Source organism: Atopobium sp., from assembly GCF_034113385.1.
Lineage (GTDB): Bacteria > Actinomycetota > Coriobacteriia > Coriobacteriales > Atopobiaceae > Atopobium.
In genome coordinates this window covers 1-18,139 of record NZ_JAXEXL010000025.1, presented here as the reverse complement: position 1 = coordinate 18,139, position 18,139 = coordinate 1, and the positions used below count along the sequence as shown (strand labels likewise).

Annotated in this window: 18 protein-coding genes and 1 tRNA gene; 18 read left to right on the top strand and 1 reads right to left on the bottom strand. The window is 46.5% G+C overall.

The window, feature by feature from the left end:
* The 18 genes from SPD80_RS07050 to SPD80_RS06965 form a co-directional block, all read left to right on the top strand.
* On the top strand, nucleotides 1-576 hold a 576-nt coding region (locus SPD80_RS07050; RefSeq protein ID WP_320829117.1), incomplete at its 5' end, for a DUF6273 domain-containing protein.
* A gap of 116 nt (nucleotides 577-692) precedes the next feature.
* A complete protein-coding gene (rplS, locus tag SPD80_RS07045; protein ID WP_320606137.1) occupies nucleotides 693-1,034 on the top strand; it encodes a 50S ribosomal protein L19 in 342 nt (113 codons plus the stop codon).
* 108 nt (nucleotides 1,035-1,142) lie between these two features.
* Nucleotides 1,143-1,937, top strand: a complete 795-nt coding sequence (locus SPD80_RS07040; protein ID WP_320829116.1) for a ribonuclease HII — start codon at nucleotides 1,143-1,145, stop codon at nucleotides 1,935-1,937.
* A 170-nt stretch (nucleotides 1,938-2,107) separates the two neighbouring features.
* Entirely contained in the window at nucleotides 2,108-2,584 is a 477-nt protein-coding gene (locus SPD80_RS07035) for a YraN family protein (RefSeq protein WP_320829115.1), read from the top strand.
* A complete protein-coding gene (locus SPD80_RS07030) occupies nucleotides 2,584-4,074 on the top strand; it encodes a YifB family Mg chelatase-like AAA ATPase (protein ID WP_320829114.1) in 1,491 nt (496 codons plus the stop codon). Before SPD80_RS07035 ends, SPD80_RS07030 begins: the two co-directional genes overlap by 1 nt.
* Entirely contained in the window at nucleotides 4,071-4,973 is a 903-nt protein-coding gene (locus tag SPD80_RS07025) for a DNA-processing protein DprA (protein ID WP_320829113.1), read from the top strand. The genes SPD80_RS07030 and SPD80_RS07025 overlap by 4 nt, the downstream gene beginning before the upstream one ends.
* Before the next feature lie 22 nt (nucleotides 4,974-4,995).
* Complete coding sequence (gene trmFO / locus SPD80_RS07020; protein WP_320829111.1) at nucleotides 4,996-6,360, top strand: methylenetetrahydrofolate--tRNA-(uracil(54)-C(5))-methyltransferase (FADH(2)-oxidizing) TrmFO; 1,365 nt, start codon at nucleotides 4,996-4,998, stop codon at nucleotides 6,358-6,360.
* Nucleotides 6,361-6,365: 5 nt separating this feature from the next.
* Entirely contained in the window at nucleotides 6,366-7,310 is a 945-nt protein-coding gene (xerA, locus tag SPD80_RS07015; protein WP_320829110.1) for a site-specific tyrosine recombinase/integron integrase, read from the top strand.
* Between the two features lie 223 nt (nucleotides 7,311-7,533).
* Nucleotides 7,534-8,268: a 30S ribosomal protein S2 gene (gene rpsB / locus SPD80_RS07010; protein WP_320829109.1), complete on the top strand. Its 735-nt coding sequence runs from the start codon at nucleotides 7,534-7,536 to the stop codon at nucleotides 8,266-8,268.
* Between the two features lie 61 nt (nucleotides 8,269-8,329).
* Nucleotides 8,330-9,205, top strand: coding sequence for a translation elongation factor Ts (tsf, locus tag SPD80_RS07005; protein WP_320829108.1), 876 nt, complete (start codon nucleotides 8,330-8,332; stop codon nucleotides 9,203-9,205).
* A gap of 185 nt (nucleotides 9,206-9,390) precedes the next feature.
* Nucleotides 9,391-10,119 (top strand): UMP kinase, encoded by a 729-nt coding sequence (pyrH, locus tag SPD80_RS07000; RefSeq protein ID WP_320829106.1) that lies wholly within the window; start codon nucleotides 9,391-9,393, stop codon nucleotides 10,117-10,119.
* Nucleotides 10,119-10,664: a ribosome recycling factor gene (gene frr, locus SPD80_RS06995; protein WP_320606127.1), complete on the top strand. Its 546-nt coding sequence runs from the start codon at nucleotides 10,119-10,121 to the stop codon at nucleotides 10,662-10,664. The genes pyrH and frr overlap by 1 nt, the downstream gene beginning before the upstream one ends.
* A 1-nt stretch (nucleotide 10,665) precedes the next feature.
* A complete protein-coding gene (locus tag SPD80_RS06990) occupies nucleotides 10,666-11,448 on the top strand; it encodes an isoprenyl transferase (protein WP_320829104.1) in 783 nt (260 codons plus the stop codon).
* A complete protein-coding gene (locus tag SPD80_RS06985; RefSeq protein ID WP_320829103.1) occupies nucleotides 11,449-12,333 on the top strand; it encodes a phosphatidate cytidylyltransferase in 885 nt (294 codons plus the stop codon). It abuts the gene before it with no gap.
* Entirely contained in the window at nucleotides 12,330-13,526 is a 1,197-nt protein-coding gene (gene dxr, locus SPD80_RS06980; protein ID WP_320829101.1) for a 1-deoxy-D-xylulose-5-phosphate reductoisomerase, read from the top strand. Before SPD80_RS06985 ends, dxr begins: the two co-directional genes overlap by 4 nt.
* Nucleotides 13,526-14,896, top strand: a complete 1,371-nt coding sequence (locus tag SPD80_RS06975; RefSeq protein ID WP_320829100.1) for a M50 family metallopeptidase — start codon at nucleotides 13,526-13,528, stop codon at nucleotides 14,894-14,896. The genes dxr and SPD80_RS06975 overlap by 1 nt, the downstream gene beginning before the upstream one ends.
* Nucleotides 14,897-14,912: 16 nt before the next feature.
* Nucleotides 14,913-15,995, top strand: a complete 1,083-nt coding sequence (gene ispG, locus SPD80_RS06970; RefSeq protein ID WP_320606139.1) for a flavodoxin-dependent (E)-4-hydroxy-3-methylbut-2-enyl-diphosphate synthase — start codon at nucleotides 14,913-14,915, stop codon at nucleotides 15,993-15,995.
* 139 nt (nucleotides 15,996-16,134) lie between these two features.
* The gene (locus tag SPD80_RS06965) at nucleotides 16,135-17,850 is read left to right on the top strand and encodes a proline--tRNA ligase (protein WP_320829098.1); all 1,716 of its coding nucleotides are present in this window, start codon (nucleotides 16,135-16,137) and stop codon (nucleotides 17,848-17,850) included.
* Between the two features lie 208 nt (nucleotides 17,851-18,058).
* Here the strand turns inward: SPD80_RS06965 and SPD80_RS06960 are convergent.
* A tRNA-Ala gene (locus SPD80_RS06960) sits at nucleotides 18,059-18,134 on the bottom strand.
* Between the last annotated feature and the right edge of the window lie 5 nt (nucleotides 18,135-18,139).

Here is an 18,139-nt window from a genome sequence, read left to right as displayed (position 1 = left end):
TCGGGCAAAGCAGGCTTAACTTTTGTAACTAAACAAGCACTTGGTCAGCAGAGCATGAATAGCAATGGCGATAATGCTGGCGGTTGGGAAGCATCGCAGATGCGCAGCTGGCTTGCTTCTACTGAGCTGTCTCAGCTTCCTTACGAGCTTCAATCTGTACTTGTGCCTGTTAAAAAAGCAACTAACAATGCAGGTAATGCTCGTGATGCATCTGCAGTAAGCACAACTGATGACAAGCTGTGGCTTTTATCGGCAACCGAAGTATGCGGCAAGATTGATTGGTTTGCTCATGAGTATGGCAATCAGTTTGCCTATCTTGATGATGTGGTCAATGCAGAAGGCATGCAGTATGAGCGGTATGTAACTGAGGGAATCACCCCTCATTCTGACTCATCAGGAACCCTGACAAAAAACTTCCAAGGTGAGAAATCTGCCTGGTGGTATCGTTCTGCCTTTTTCTTTGTGTATGAGGGTTTGGAACATCGCTATTTTTATAACGTGCTTCCCACAGGCTATCCATACGGATATGCTTCACCCAAGGAGGCGTTAGGTGTTGTGGTGGGTTTTTGCATATAACTGCTAAAATGCAATTATCGCTTGCACCGCGAGGTTGCTTAGATATACTAAACACCTGTGTGTAAAGCTATGTGTCGTCCGCAGATGCGCCGGCACCTCTAGAGATGAGGATTCTAATGGATTACATTCGTGCTATTGAGCGCCAGCAGATTCGTGAGGATATTCCTACGCTGCAGGTTGGTGACAACGTAAAGGTTCACTATCGCATTAAGGAAGGCGATCGTGAGCGTGTACAGGTATTCCAGGGCGATATTATTCGTCTTTCTGGCGCTGGTGCTCGTGAGACCTTTACCGTTCGTAAGCTCAGCTTTGGTGTTGGCGTAGAGCGTACGTTCCCTGTACATAGCCCTAAGATTGCTAAGCTTGAGGTTGTGCGCCATGGTGACGTTCGTCGTGCCAAGCTTTACTACCTGCGTGATCGTGTTGGTAAGGCTGCTCGTATTCGCGAGAAGCGCTAGGTCGCATAGTACGTTATCTATGAAGCCGTTCCTTTGGGGACGGCTTTTTTATTGCCTGTGCAATGAGGTATCCTGTACGAGGTGTACAGGTCAGTAAGGGGAGTTCTTATGGCTGAATACGGTCAAATACGTCCAGGTACCGCGCGCGAGATTTGTGCGCTTTTATCGGATGCTTCCTTTGATGAGATTCCAGCGTTAGTTCAACGTTACAGCGAAGACCCTCGTGCACAGGTTAAGCGCGCTGTTGCTCTTGCATCGCGTCGCCATGAGAAGGAAGTTTCTGAGCGTGAACGCGTGCGAGGCATGTATCAAAAGATGCAAGAACTTGGCACAGAGGGCATTGTGTTGGGCATAGATGAGGTAGGCCGTGGAGCAGTGGCAGGGCCGCTTACGGTATGTGCTGTGGCGCTGCCCAAAGAGCCAATCATTTGGGGTATTAATGATTCCAAGCAACTTACGCCTGCTCGCAGAGAAGCTCTTGCGGCACAAATAGCCCAACATGCGCAAGCAGTTGGTATTGCGCATATAGAACCTGCTTCTATTGATGCTGTGGGTATGGCTTCTGCACTTCGCATGGCTATGGCTCATGCAATTACAGATGCTGGTGTAGAGCCAGATGCCGTTTTGATTGATGGCAATCCCGTACACGTTCATCCTAAAGAGCGTTGTGTAGTTAAAGGTGACGCTACGATTGCTTGCATTGCTGCTGCCTCTATTGTTGCAAAAGTAACACGAGATGCATTAATGGTTGCCTATGACGCAGAATACCCTGGCTATCATTTTGCGGAGTCTAAGGGATATGCCTCTGCAGAGCATATTGCTGCTATTAAAGAAAAAGGTCTTTGTCCTATCCATCGCAGCTCATTTTGTAGCAACTTTTTAGAGACACCACCGCTGTTTTAACGACCTGGGCTTGTTTGCTGTTGTACCGTGACTTATCCTGTGGGCGGTTTTACAAACGAACAAGTTAGAGGCTAAGGCCACAAGAGTTAGATTTTTGTTTTTGCGTGTTTGGTTTGTGTAAGACGTCTTTGTCATGCTTTGCCCATAGTTCTGTATCTAAGGGAGGTAGCATGCAACATAATGCGTCAGATAAACAAGCAAAAACGGGCGGTCGGATGTATAGCAAGCCCATTGCACAATACTCATCTGCAGAAATTGGATGCGAGGGCGAGAATATTGCTAGGCAATACCTTGCTAAGCGAGGATATGCAATCCGTGCCACAAATTTTAAAATTGCAGGAGTGGAAATTGACATTATTGCGGATAGCAATCAAAACGATACCTGTAATACGAATAATCTAAATGAGACCGTCCTTATTGAAGTAAAGACTCGTGTCTGCTTGCATAAAGAAGACGCAGATAATTACCCTGAGTATGCCGTTGATGAGCGCAAACAGCGACGCTATGCAAAAGCAGCAAAGGCGTTTGAAACCTGTTTTGACTGTGCTGGACCCGTACGTTTTGATGTCATTTCCGTTCAGATTATGAGTGAAGACCTTGCGCGCATTCACCACATGATTGGTGCATTTGAAGTGGATGAGCAGTAATGGCAACGGCAATTCATGCGGCAATTTTACGAGGTATTCAAGCAATTCCTATAGAGGTTGAAGTTGGCGTATCTGGTGGTATTCCCGGCCTAACCATTGTTGGCATGCCCGATGCTGCGGTGTTGGAAGCCCGTTCACGCATACGATGTGCCCTGCGTGCAGCTGGCTTTACGGTTCCACGTCTTCATGTGACGGTTAATCTATCTCCTAGTGAAATAAGAAAAACAGGAAGTGGGCTGGATTTACCTATAGCTGTTGCAATTCTTTGTGCAACTCAGCAAATTTGTGCTTCTGTTTTTGATGAATATCTTGTTATGGGGGAGCTTTCACTGGATGGCGCCGTTTGTCCAGTGAGGGGAGAGGCTGCGTATGAGCGTTATTGTCAAACGCATGGTTTGAATTTGTGTGGTGCTTTGCAAACAAGTTCTCGTGGATGGAATATTCGCTCCTTGGCAGATTTACGCGTCTGTACTGGTGTTAAGGACCTAGTAAATCTGCATATGTCTGCTGGTAGCTTGAGCACTTCTTATCTGGATGAGGTAGGGGATTATAGCCAAATATATGGACAGGAACTAGTAAAACGTGCACTTATAATTTCTGCAGTAGGCAAACACGGACTCCTTATGGTTGGACCACCTGGCGTGGGAAAGACCATGCTTGCTCGTTGCCTTCCAAGTATTTTGCCACCGCTAACCATGGAGCAAATACAAGAATCTGTGCTCATTCATTCTGTTGCGGGATTATCGGCACAGCGGGTAGCGCAAGGTATTCCTACATTTAGAGCACCACATCATTCCATTTCCATTGCGGGGATGATTGGTGGTGGAAGGCCGGTTATGCCTGGTGAGATCTCTTTAGCCCACAAAGGCGTACTCTTTTTGGATGAGATTCCAGAGTTTGCTTCCAATACGCTCCAGGTGTTGCGCCAGCCTATAGAACATAAAGTGGTACGACTAGTCCGTGCTGATGGCGTATATGAATTCCCATGTGACTTTTTACTGATAGCTGCTGCTAACCCCTGTCCTTGCGGCTACTTTGGTGACCCTGGTCATGTGTGTCGTTGTTCCAAGCCAGCTGTCGATAAGTACTTAGGCAAACTAGGAGGTCCTCTCATGGATCGAATTGATTTGCATGTAGATGTTCCCCGTCCATCGGCTGCTCAGGTTTTAGGGCAACAGTCTGGTTTATCTACAAAAGAGATGAGAGAGCTTGTTTTAGATGGAATTGCTTTTAGACAAGATCGTCTGACAACAACTGTAAAACAGAAAGTTGCTTGTAAAACAGATGCACAATTAGATGATTTTAAGTCCTTCTCGGCAGAAGCACGTCATGCGCTGGAGGCATTTTCTGATTCGTATAGCTTAGGAGGACGTGCCATTGCTCGTACTATTTCTTTAGCACGTACTATTGCAGACATAGATCAACGAGCTTGTGTTAACGGTGATGACGTCATCGAGGCAGTGGCATACAGGATGCGTGATGCCACATGACTAAGCACGTAAGTTCTGCAGAATTTGGTAGAGAAGACCAACGATGGCCTCAGTGTTTACAGTTTTTAGACGCGTCGTACAAACGTATGTATACGCTTGGCTGTTTGGACATACTGTATAAACCTTCACTTGCCATTATTGGCGCGCGCCATGCAACGCCATACGGCATAGCGGTAGCTCAAATGGCAGGCCGTATTGCCGCTCAAAGCGGTATTGTGGTTGTGTCTGGTGGAGCCATGGGTGTAGATTATGCTGCAGGCAAGGCAGCTCTTGATGCTGGCGGGGAGATCATAATCGTATCTGGTTGCGGAGCAGATGTGGTATATCCACGCAGTTCTGAGGATATATTTTCTGCAGCGCAATCTGGCAGAGGAGTTATAGTTTCCTGTGAGCCTTGGCATCAAGCTCCTAGACGCTATGCATTTCCCAAGCGCAATCAGATTATTGCAGGGTTATGTACTAGTTTGATTGTTACAGAAGCAGGTATGCCTTCGGGCACTTTTAGCACTGCACAAACGGCGCACGAGTTATCAAAGAATGTATATGCAGCTCCTGGTTCAATCTTCTCGCCGCAGTCACGTGGGACCAATCGTCTTATTGAGCTTAATTCGGCTATAATTTCTGATGAGGTTTCACTGGAGACACTTATTTCGATTGATTTTGGAAAGAGCAGACTTATATCGTCTGGAGATTCTCCTGTGCGGGGAAGGATTCTTGAAGCGCTTGTGGCTAATCCTATGCGCCCCGATGAGCTGGCATTGCGTCTGGATAAGAACATTCTGACGATAATTCGCACTCTTTCGGAGTATGAGGCAAAACGTCTTGTAAAAAGACTTCCTGATGGTCGTTATTCGGCTTCAGAACAGTCATACTTATCTACGTACTGTTTTGACGCATAGATAGGTTTTGTGAGTGAATGTAATGTCAAATACCCAGGTTGTTACCGTTGTTGGCGGAGGATTAGCAGGCAGCGAGTGTGCTTTGCAGCTGGCTCGGCGTGGTATATCAGTGCACCTTTATGAGCAGCGTCCCCAAACTTCTTCTCCAGCCCATCATAGCGATAAACTCGCGGAGCTTGTCTGCTCTAATTCACTTAAATCCATGCGTGAAGCAAGTGCAGCGGGTTTGCTCAAACATGAGCTTTTGTATATGGGTTCAGAGCTTATGCGCTTTGCTGTTCAGGCATCGGTTCCAGCGGGTGCAGCGCTTGCAGTTGACCGAGATGTGTTTTCTAATCTTGTAACCCAGGCAATTGAATCCAACCCAAACATTCGCGTCTTTCGTGAAGAGGTCCGCTCTATTCCTGAAGGACCTTGTGTGATTGCTGCCGGGCCCTTATGTTCAGAAGAACTTTTTGCTGCTATTACGGCACGCGTAGGAAGCGGGGGCAGTTCATTTTATGATGCCGCTGCACCTATTGTTGATACTAACTCCCTTAATAGAGAAATTATTTTTGAACAGTCGCGATATGGGACATCTGGTACAGGTGATTACCTCAACTGTCCACTAAATAAGCAAGAGTACGATGCTTTTATCGATGAATTGCTTAAAGCAAAACGTGCTATTTCCAAGGACTTTGATCAGTCTGATTTATTTAATGCTTGCCAGCCAGTAGAAGAAATTGCTCGTACAGGGAGAGATTCATTGCGTTTTGGCACCATGAAGCCTGTGGGCCTAACTGATCCTCGAACGGGCAAGCGTCCTTGGGCGGCAGTTCAGCTACGTCCAGAGAACAAGGAAGGTACTTCGTATAATCTTGTGGGTTTCCAAACCAATCTTACGTGGGGAGAACAAAAGCGTGTCTTTTGCATGATTCCAGGCTTGGAGCATGCAGAGTTCTTTCGTTATGGTGTGATGCATCGTAATTCATTCTTAGATAGCCCCCATGTGCTTGATGCAAGCTTTGCATTGCCTGGCACTCAAACGCGTTTTGCCGGCCAAATCACAGGAACTGAAGGCTATGTTGAAGCGATTGCTTCTGGCATGCTTGCAGCGCTTAATACCGTTGCTGACCTGTCGGAAACAAGTCGAGTTCAGCTCCCTGATACTGGTGCGTTTGGCTCACTTGTGGCTTATGCAACCAATCCCCAAACGGAAGACTATCAGCCCATGCATGTTAACTTTGGTATTATTAGGCCACTTGACCAGCATATTCGTAGTAAAAAAGAGCGATATGTTGCTTACGCTGCACGTGCCACAAATGACTTGCATGCCTATATCTCTTCTCGGTCTGATTTGTTTTTTGAGGGCATTGGTAAGAACATACTTCCCAAGCTTGAGGACTAATTGGTATGTCTGATATGGATACTCAAGCTCGCGGTGCTTCTCAAGAACAATTTAGAACATACATCAAAGACTTTATTGCCTATGACGGTGCAATAAGAAATCTATCGAGTAATACCTTACGTGGATATACCACAGATTTGCAAGCTTTTGCAGATTGGACAGAGCGTGAAGCAGTAAATCCGCTTACGATAAGCCACAGAGAATTGCGCAGCTATCTGCTTGATTTAACGCGTGCTGGATATTCTGAAAGAACTATTAACCGTCATCTTTCGGCACTTCGCTCTTTGTATAAGTGGCTTGTGCGTGAAGGTGCCATACAAACAAATGCTATGAGTGCTATGGCAAGCCCTAAGATTCCTAAGACGTTGCCCCATGTTATGTCACATGCAGAGGTAGTTCGTCTTTTTAAAACCTGCGAAGGCACGGATGTAGAATCTGTTCGTGATGCAGCATTTCTTGAGCTGTTGTATGCGAGTGGTGCGCGCATTTCTGAAATAGCAAATCTTTCTGTTGCTGATGTTGATTTTACGCAACGTCAGCTGACGCTTTTTGGAAAAGGTTCTAAGCAGCGAATAGTACCGCTGTACAGCCACGCACTTATCGCTGTAAAAACGTATGTAGAAACAGCGCGCCCACAACTTGTGGCTAAAGCCTCAGCCACTTTGCCTGTTTCTCATACATTGTTTATCTCTATACGAGGCAATGCAATGTCTGCTGCGGCATTACGAAAGGTTTTTGAGAAACGCATTGCACAAGCAGGGTTAGACCCAACACTTACCCCACATGCTATGAGGCATACCTTTGCAACGGTTATGTTGGATGGAGGAGCAGACCTACGGAGCGTTCAAGAGCTTCTTGGGCACGAAAGCCTGTCTACAACACAGATTTATACGCATATATCGGTATCTCGATTAAAAGAAGCTACAAAACAGGCGCATCCACGCGGATAAGCTTATGTGAATTACCCATGATACGGTGGGTTTATGTGCACAAAAGTCGTGCTTTCTAAATAGGTCATTAGCTGCTATACTTCATCAGGTTGTGTAAAAGGCACAACTATCTATTACACACGTGTGGCTACCTAGTTGCCATGGTGCCCAAGACTAAGCCAGGTTTTGGGTGGTTAAATAGGGTTGATACCACACGGAGGCAAACCAAACTGGAGGTTTTACTATGGCTGCAAAGATTAGCATTAAGACACTGCTTGAGGCTGGTTGCCACTACGGTCATCAGACTCGTCGTTGGAACCCTAAGATGAAGCCATTCATCTTTGGTGAGCGCAATGACATTTATATTCTTGACCTTAAGCAGACTATTGTTGATGCCGATAAGGCATATACCTTCCTCAAGGGCATTGCTGCTAAGGGTGGCAACGTATTGTTTGTTGGTACCAAGAAGCAGGCTCAAGAGCCTATCGCTACACAGGCTGCTCGCTGCAACATGCCTTACATTAACCAGCGTTGGCTCGGCGGCATGCTTACCAACTTTGTGACCATGCGCTCTCGTATCGATCGCATGGAAGAGCTTGAGGCTATGGTAGAGGATGGTCGTATGGCTACCCTTCCTAAGAAGGAGCAGGCTGTTCTTGGTAAAGAGCTCGATAAGCTTCAGCGCAACCTCGGTGGCGTTCGTGATATGAAGGCTGTACCTCAGGCCATTTTTGTAGTAGACACCAAGCGCGAAGAGCTGGCTGTTCGCGAGGCAAATCGTCTTCACATTCCTGTTGTTGGCCTTTTGGATACCAATTCTGATCCTGATGTGATTGATTATGGTATTCCTGCTAATGATGATGCTATCCGCTCCGTATCTCTTATGTGCGAACTCATGGCAGATGCTGTTCTTGCTGGTTCTGGCAAAGAGCAGATTTCTGAGGCAGAGATGGCTGAGGCGGCACCTGTTGCTGAGTAGTTTTTACTTCTCTAAGCTGGCACTTGTTTAATTATTCTTTACCCCAAAGGAGGGGATTTACATGGCTACTATTACTGCAGCTCTCGTAAAGCAGCTTCGTGAGATGACCGACTCTCCTATGATGGAGTGCAAGAAAGCGCTTGTAGAGGCTGATGGCGATCTTGAGAAGGCAGTAGACGTTCTTCGTAAGATGGGTGTTGCTAAGGCTGTTAAGCGCGCTGGTCGTGACACAAACGAAGGCACCATTGCTGCTTATATTTCTGAAGATGGAAAAACTGGTGCACTTCTCGAGCTTACCTGCGAGACTGACTTTGTAGGCACCAACCCCAAGTTCACTGGTTTTGCAGCTAAGCTTGCTCAGGCTGTTGCAGAGCACAATCCTGCAGATGTAGATGCTCTTAAGGCTCTTGAGCTTGATGGTTCCACTGTTGAGGCTGAGCTTACCGAGATGATTCATGTTATCGGTGAGAACATGAAGGTCAATCGCTTCAAGTACATTAGCGTTGAGTCTGGTGCGCTTGCAAGCTACATTCACCTTGGTGGTAAGTTGGGTGACATTGTAACCTTTACTTTCAACAATGATGCAACTGCTCAACATGATGAGTTCAAGACATTTGCTCACGATGTAGCAATGCAGGTAGCTGCTGCTAATCCTGCCGCTGCACGCCGTGAGGATGTAGATGCTGATGTTGTTGCTCGTGAGAAAGCAATTTATATGGCACAGGCTGCAGAGTCTGGCAAGCCTGAAGCAATTCAGGAGCGCATGGCAGAGGGCAAGCTTGAAAAGTTTTATAAGGAGAATGTCCTTACTGAGCAGGACTTCATTAAGGATGGCTCCGTAACCGTTTCTCAGCTTGCTGAGAAGGTCTCCAAGTCTTGTGGCGATGAAATCAAGGTAGCTGCTTTTGAGCGCTTTGCCTTTGGTGATGAGGACTAAGTTTTCTCAGGTATGTATTAGAGAGCCGGCGTCTTTGATGTCGGCTCTTTTTCTATGTAAAGTATCCGCTTACCAACTGCGTTGTTTCTTACCTCAAGTGCTTTGGTTAAAATTAATAGGGTCGTTGTAAACACTTTTGTGACACCACTTCGGCCGACTATCACAAATCAAGGAGGTCGTAGGCTTTGTCCGATTACAAGTACAAGCGTGTATTACTCAAGCTGTCTGGTGAGGCTCTTATGGGGTCTGGCGAGTATGGCATCCAGGCAGAAGTACTGGACCGTTTGGCTCAAGAGATTAAACCAGCATACGATCATGGCATCCAAGTTGCTATTGTTGTTGGTGGCGGCAATATTTTCCGTGGTCTTGCAGGCGCAGCATCTGGTATGGATCGTGCTCAGGCAGATAGTATGGGTATGCTTGCTACTGTTATGAACAGTTTAGCTTTACAGGATTGTTTTGAGCGCAATGGTATGATGTGCCGTGTCATGACTGCTATTGAGATGCATGAAGTAGCAGAAGGCTATATTCGTCGTCGTGCTATTCGCCATCTTGAAAAGGGCCGTATTGTTATTTTTGCGGCAGGTACTGGTAATCCATACTTTACAACGGACACCGCTGCAGCTCTTCGCGCCTGTGAGATTGATGCAGAGGTGCTTATGAAGGCTACCAAGGTAGATGGCATTTACGATAAGGATCCTGTTACCAATCCAGATGCGCAGCGTTTTAATGAGATTTCATATCATAACGTGCTCACACGTAACCTGAGGGTAATGGATGCAACAGCAACAGCATTGTGTAGCGATAATCATATGCCTATGCTTGTATTTAATATCGATCAAACCGGTGTATTTGACGACGCCCTAAGGGGTAAGAATGTCGGCACCACTGTTGTAGAAGAGGAGAGCGAATAATGAGCGAGTATACCGATAAGGCTAAATCTAATATGGAGAAGTGCATCAGCGCTCTTACTGCTAATTTTTCTAAGGTACGCACCGGTCGCGCTAATCCTCATATTCTTGACCCTATTATGGTTGATTACTATGGTGTTCCAACTCCCATTACACAGCTTGCTGCCGTAAAGGTACCTGAAGCAAGCATGTTGGTAGTAGAGCCCTGGGATAAATCAGCACTCAATGCTGTAGAGAAGGCAATCGAGAGTTCTGATCTTGGCATTACCCCTGGTAATGATGGTGTTTGCATCAGGCTTCCTTTCCCTTCTCCTACGGAAGAGCGTCGTCGCGAGCTTGCTAAGGAGTGCCGTGGTCTGGCGGAAGAGTCCCGTATTGCTATTCGCAATGTTCGTCGTGACTACAACAACAAGATTGAGCGTGACGAAGAGTTTTCTGAGGATGAGGTAAAGCGCGAGCAAAATCAAATCCAAAAGCTTACGGATACCTATATCGCTAAAATTGATGAAATGCTAAAGGCTAAAGAGTCTGAGGTCATGGAGATCTAGCGTGGTACCTGATCTTTTAAAGCTTCAAGAGCACTATGCTGTAGCACCTTCTGATATTTCGCTTGCACATATTGACCTTGAACATATGCCACGCCACATTTCTATCATCATGGATGGAAATGGACGTTGGGCGCAAGCTCAAGGTTTGGATAGAAGTAAAGGTCATAAAGCTGGTGTAGTTTCTCTCAAAGAAATTATTACCAGCTGCGTGCGCCTTGGTATTGATGTGTTGTCTGCGTATGCGTTTTCTACCGAGAATTGGCAGCGTCCGCAGCATGAAGTAGATCTTCTTATGCAGCTCTTTGCGCATACTCTGGTAAAAGAGTTGCATTTATTTGAGGAAGAGAACGTCAAGCTTGTATTTCTGGGTGATGTAGCAGCGCTTCCCAAAAAAACGCGTGAGACCTTTGAATTGGGGCTTGAACGGACGAAAAACAATACTGGTATGGTTTTGGCACTTGCTGTTAATTATGGCGCTCGTGCAGAACTTACGCGTGCTGTGCGCCTTATTGCTCAAGAGACTGCTGCCAAAACGTTAGCTCTAGACGACATTGATGAAACTCTAGTGTCAGAAAATCTCTATACGACAGGGCTACCTGATCCAGAATTGCTTATTCGTACTTCTGGTGAGCTTCGTCTGTCTAATTTCTTGTTATGGCAGCTTGCGTATACCGAGTTTTACATAACCGATACGCTGTGGCCTGACTTTGATCGATGGGAGCTTCTGCGTGCTATTGCAAGCTTTCAATTGCGTGACCGGCGCTTTGGGGGAGTGAAGTCCTAAATGACGACTTCAAGTGATTCTGATTCACAATCCGTAGATAGCTCTAGTTCTATGGAGCGTAATCAGAGTTCCACACAATCTAAAACTCAGCAGCTGATAGTCCGCGTTGTATATGGTGCGGGCTACGCTGTTCTTACCCTTGTTGCTTTGTTGCTTGGGCGTTGGACTACTACGGCACTTATTTGCGTATATGCAGGTCTGTGCTGTTTTGAGTTTTTTAAAATGATGCGTATGGCTGGACGCAATCCCAATGAGATTATCGGTATTGCTGCAGCAATAGGCTTTCCTTTAGCGGCTCATTTTTCATATCACTGGGTGGCAATCTTGTTTTATGTGTTTGCTGCTGCAACAGGCATTTGGTTTGTACAGACGCCTCGGTCAAACATCTCCGATGTTGCTCTTACCATTTTTGGACCAATTTACACAGGGCTTCTCTTCACATCCGTTATTAGATTACGTGCGGTAGATCCAAGTATAATGGGCGGTGTGTGCACGTTTTTGGCCATGTCTTCCATTTGGCTTAATGATACGTTTGCTTATTTTGTTGGCTCGCGTTTTGGCAAACATAAAATGGCGCCGCGTATCTCACCCAAGAAATCTTGGGAAGGTTTTATAGGCGGCATGTTTGGTTCTATTCTGGTATGGGTATTTTTGTCTATGACGTTGCTTCCCATGAGTCTTTTCATGGCAATCTGTACAGGTTTAGCAACAGGCCTTATGGGCGTCTTTGGTGATTTGCTTGAGTCGCGTATTAAACGCGGTGTTGGCGTAAAAGATTCAGGCAATCTCATGCCCGGTCATGGGGGTATGCTCGATCGTTCTGATTCGTTGCTCTTTGGCCTGATTGCTGCAACTTTTATTTTGACGTTAGGTGGAATTATTTGAGTATCTTCGAAGCTACGTGGCCAGAAGCCAATCGCCCAGAAGTACTTCGTGTTGCAATTCTTGGCGCTACCGGTTCTGTTGGTACACAGGCATTAGATGTATGCCGTAAACATGCTCATAAACTGCAGGTTGTGGCTTTATCAGCAGATACGTCTGCAGCCAAACTCATAGCGCTTGCCCATGAATTTGGCGTAAAGCATCTTGCTCTTGCAGACGAGCATCAGCGGATGTCTGCAGCAGTCAATCAACTTGATTCAGATATACAACTCGGGTTTGGCAACCAAGCAGTGGCTAATCTTGCAGCACTTGATGAGGTAGACCTTGTTTTGGTAAGCGTGGTAGGAGCTGCGGGTATTCTTCCGTCCTACACAGCACTTCTCAACAACAAGGTGTTGGCACTTGCCAACAAAGAAGCTCTGGTGTGTGCAGGTGAGCTTCTGATGCCTTTGGTTAAACCTGGCAAGCTTATTCCAGTTGATTCCGAGCATTCTGCCATTTTTCAATGTATGATGGGGACGCATCCACAGTATGTTAATCGTATCTGGTTAACCTGTTCTGGCGGTCCATTTTACGGTAAGACCGTAGATGATTTACGTAACGTAACTGCTGCTCAGGCTCTTAAACATCCTAATTGGAGCATGGGGCCAAAGATTACCATTGATTCGGCAACCCTTATGAACAAAGGTTTGGAAGTTCTTGAGGCGCATCATTTGTTTGAGGTAGCCATTGATGACATCCAGGTCCTTATACAGCGTCAAAGCTGCATTCATTCTATGGTAGAGACGACCGATGGTTCTGTTATGGCACAGCTTGGTCCTTCTGATATGCGTGGCCCAATTCAGCTGGCATTTAGCTATCCAGAACGGTGGGAGGCTCCAGTAAAGCCAGTTAATTTCTTTGAGCTGGGGAGCTTGGATTTTGCACCCGCGGACGACAAAACTTTTAGCTGTCTGGAACTTGCTCGTGAGGCGGGACGCATTGGTAAAACCATGCCCTGTGTTCTTAACGCTGCAAATGAAGTTGCAAATCTTGCTTTTAGGCAGCAAAAGATTTCTTTCTTAGACATTGCTCGAATTGTCGAGAAAGTCATGGAGCATACGGCAACACAAGAATTGGATTCTTTAGATCAGATCGCAGAAGTGGATGGTTGCGCGCGCAGTTTAGCACAACACTATATTTATGAGGTAAGCTAATGCCACAGTTTGTTTCTACGTTTTCAGCAATTTTTTGGGGAGTCTTAGTGCTCTCCATTTTAATAACGGCTCATGAAGCAGGGCACTATTTTGCTGCTCGTCTTTGTAAGTCACGTGTTACCGAATTCTTTATTGGCATGCCTTCTCGGCATAAATGGTCGTGGCGCAGCAAGAAGCATGGTACAGAATTTGGAGTAACGCCAATTTTATTGGGTGGCTATACCAGAATTTGCGGTATGACACCATTGAATCAGGCAAATTACGCGAGCGCACTTGAGTTGGTACAAACACACGGCAGCATCAGTGTGCAAGACGCTGCAGAGCAGCTGGGTTGCTCGGAAGAAGATGCCTACAGCATCTTTGAAACCTTAGTTGATTGGGCATCCATCGAGCCTGAGTATTCATGTAAAGAGGGCGAGAAGCCCGATACACGCACGATGCCTTATGCGTATAAAACGACCTTGCGCGATGCCGCCCTTAACACCAAGTTTGATGATTCATTTGATGAAACCACACAGCTTATGCAGCCTGGTACAATGCAGCCCTTGCAGGTATCTGCTGAGGATTTTCTTAATCAAGAACAATCAAACATATATCTTGGTAAAACGTTTTGGGCGCGCTTCTGTATGATTTTTGCAGGTCCTGTTGCAAGTTTTGTGACAGGTGCGTTGCTCATGGTGCTATCCCTCAGTGTTATAGGCCAAGACATGCCAGTTAATGTTCCTAAGATTGGAACGGTTGTAGAGGGTTCTCTTGCACAACGCAGTGGTTTGCAAGCGGGAGATACCTTAGTGGCGGTAGATAATCAAAAGGTGGATAGCTTTGCGGGTTTTGCGGTATTAATTAAAGATAAGTTTGATAAGCACGAGTCATTTGAATTGACTTACCAACGTGAGGGCTCTTCTCAGTCAGTGCAGATAACACCAGCACAAAATGAAAAAGCATTGGGAGTGCATGCTCCTATGAAACATGTACACCTTTCGGTATCAGAGGCCGTTGGGGTTACGTGGAACTTTACAACACAGATTGCCCAAGTTGCGGTGAAGCTCATTATCCCTACGCAGACTCTGAACGTGGTTTCGCAATCCTCTTCGGTTGTGGGTATTTCTGTTATGGCTTCCCAAGCAGCTTCTTCTGGTTTGGGTGAGTTGTTATTGTTTGCTGCACAGATTTCGCTCTCTCTTGCTTTTATGAATCTACTGCCCATACCACCACTGGACGGCGGCAGAATATTGATTGAAATCATACAGGGCATTATTCGTAAACCAATTAGTGAGCGCACACAGGCCTATATTTCTTTTGTAGGAATTGCTTTGTTTGGCTGCTTATTCTTGCTATCGCTTAAAAACGATATTCTTCGATTTTTGTAAGGTCGTGTAATTGGTAATGGTAATTACTAATGCTTCTGTCGGTGCACGCGCACAAACTCACCGAGTATACGTTGGTAAGGTAGCGGTGGGCGGTGGAGCGCCGGTAAGTGTGCAGTCAATGACTAACACTAATACGGCAGACCCTCAGGCCACCTTAACTCAAATAGCTCGCTTAGCAGCAGCAGGTTGTGAAATCATTCGCGTGGCAGTTCCTAACAAAGAAGCACTTCATGGGTTTGAGGAGGTATGTGCTACGGCTCCGTTGCCTGTTGTAGCAGATATCCATTTTGATCATAGACTTGCTATCGAAGCTGCTCGACGTGGTGCTGCGGCACTGCGTATTAACCCTGGCAATATTGGCTCATTTTCTAAAGTTGATGAGGTTATTGAGGCTGCAGCGCAGGCTCATATTCCCATTCGTATAGGTGTTAACGCGGGCTCATTAGCAAAAGAGGTTGATGAACGCCAAGATATGACGCAATCCCAAAAACTGGTTGCCTCATCTGAGTCCTTCGTTGCTCATTTCGAGAAACTCGGCTTTACCGATATTGTGCTCTCTGCAAAAGCACATGACGTGACTACTACGCTGGAGACCTATCGTGAGCTGTCACGTGCTTTGCCGCATATTCCGCTTCATCTTGGTGTGACAGAAGCCGGTACTCTGTTTCAAGGTACTATCAAAAGTGCAATTGGGCTCGGGAGCTTGCTTGAGCAGGGAATTGGTGACACCATGCGCGTTTCTCTTACTGCAGATCCTGTGGAAGAGATTAAAGTTGGTTGGGAGATTTTGGCCGCTTTGGGTATGCGTCGTCGTAATCCTGAGCTGGTAAGCTGCCCAACTTGTGGACGCACAAAGGTTGACTTGATTCCCATTGCAGAAGAGGTAGAGCGTCGTTTACAAACCATTTCTGTGCCTATTTCTGTTGCTGTTATGGGATGTGCTGTTAACGGGCCTGGTGAGGCACGTAATGCAGATATTGGCGTTGCCTGTGGGCATGGCCACGGTTTGATATTTGCTGCTGGACAAACGTTGCGCCGAGTACCAGAGGATCAAATTATAGATGCGCTGTTTGAGGAGATTCAAAAGCGTTTTTGCTAACAGCCTTGGAGCGTTTATCAGAGCGTTTATTATCTAAGAGCTTGTCTTATCGTCAATATTGGCTGGTAGACTCTAAGCACAAAAAAGTACGTACGCACTCGTTACCATGGGGATTGCCCGCAAACAGAGAGGATTACTCGTGAAGTCGTTCCATAAGATGAGTAAGCTCTATGCTCCTACTCTTAAGGAAGACCCTGCAAACGCAGAGCTTGCAAGTCATAGACTTATGCTGCGTGCAGGCATGATTCGTAAAGGCGCCGCAGGTCTGTATAGCTATTTGCCATTAGCATGGCGTTCTCTTCTTAAGATTGAGCAAATCATTCGAGAAGAGATGGATGCTATTGATGCGCAAGAAATGCTTGTCCCCATTTTGACTGATGAGGATTTGTGGAAGCAGTCGGGTCGCTGGAATGCGTATGGTCCGGAGCTTATGCGCATGCATGATCGTCATGAGCATATTTATGCGCTCGGTCCAACGCATGAGGAATCTTTTACCGACCTTGTTCGTAATGAGCTACGTTCCTATAAGCAACTTCCAGTAACGCTCTATCAAATTCAAGATAAGTTCCGTGATGAGCGTCGCCCTCGTTTTGGTCTTATGCGTGGTCGCGAGTTCATTATGAAGGATGGCTACTCCTTTTCTGCTAATCAAGCGTCTTTGCAAGAGTGCTATGACCAAGAAAAGGATGCGTATGCAAAGATTTGCGAACGTATTGGCTTGCGTGCCTTGCAAGTAGTTGCAGACTCTGGTCAAATTGGCGGAGACACCTCTGTTGAGTTCATGGCATTAGCAGAGGCAGGCGAGGCGGAGCTTGTGTACTGCGATGACTGTGGTTGGGCAGCAGACGTAGAAGCAGCTACCGCTGGGGTTTCTTTGCAGTCTTCTGGTGCTGGAGCGTGTGAGCGTATCCATACTCCTCAGATAGCTACCATTGAAGATTTAGCTGATCAACTTGGTGTTCCTACATCTGCAACGGTCAAGGCTCTTGCACTCATCGATCAAGAGGGCAACAACGTAGTGTGCTTTGTTCCTGGCAGTCATGAGCTCAACGATTGTAAGGCCGAGAAATACTTTGGTGAGTATCACCTTATGACCGAGGACGAGCTTAAAGAAGTTGGTTTGATTCGTGGTTTTATAGGCCCTGTAAATCTGCCTCAAGATATTGAGGTATATGCAGATTGTACGCTCAAGGATATTGAGTATTGGACCATTGGTGCCAATGAGGTTGATTATCACCTCTTGCATGCCCAGCAGGGTCGTGACTTTACAATCAATACGTGGGTTGATGTCATCTCTGCCAAGGCCGGTGACGCTTGTCCTCATTGTGGCGCTGCACTTAAGAGCGCGCGCGGCATCGAAGTTGGTCAGGTATTCCAGCTGGGTACTAAGTACTCTGAAGCTATGGGTGCTACGTTTATGGACGTTAATGGTCGCGAGAAACCCTTGGTAATGGGTTGCTATGGTATTGGTGTTTCTCGTGCACTTGCGGCCGTCATTGAGCAATACCATGATGCTAATGGTATTTGTTGGCCCGTAAGTGTTGCTCCTTACGAGGTTGAGGTTATACCTTTAGATGTACATGATGAGGTTGTATGGCCAGTGGCTTCTCGTATTGCTACCGAGCTCTCTGAGCTGGGTGTTGAGGTTTTGCTGGATGACCGTAAGGAACGCCCTGGTGTTAAGTTTGCAGACGCAGATTTGATGGGTATGCCATATCAGGTCATTTGTGGTAAAAAAGCTGTTGTGAATGGCGTTGTTGAGCTTAAGCATCGTGCTACTGGCGAGCGAAGTGAAGTTGCTTTTGCAGAAGTTGCTCAGATGCTTGCACAAAAGATTACAGAACAACGTGCATAAAAATTGTTCTAAGCCCCAAAAGTGTTGGTCATAGGCCAAAAGGTAGATAAGAGAAAGGTCGGAGAGAAGTCTCCGACCTTTTGTATTATATGGTGGGCCCAGCAGGATTCGAACCTGCAACCCCGGTATTATGTGTCCCCTGCTCTACCCGTTGCGCCATGAGCCCTTAATAAAAAAGCGACGGCATATGCCGCCGCCCTCATATACTTGGTGGAGAATAGGGGGATCGAACCCCTGACCTCATGACTGCCAGTCATGCGCTCTCCCAGCTGAGCTAATTCCCCGCGTG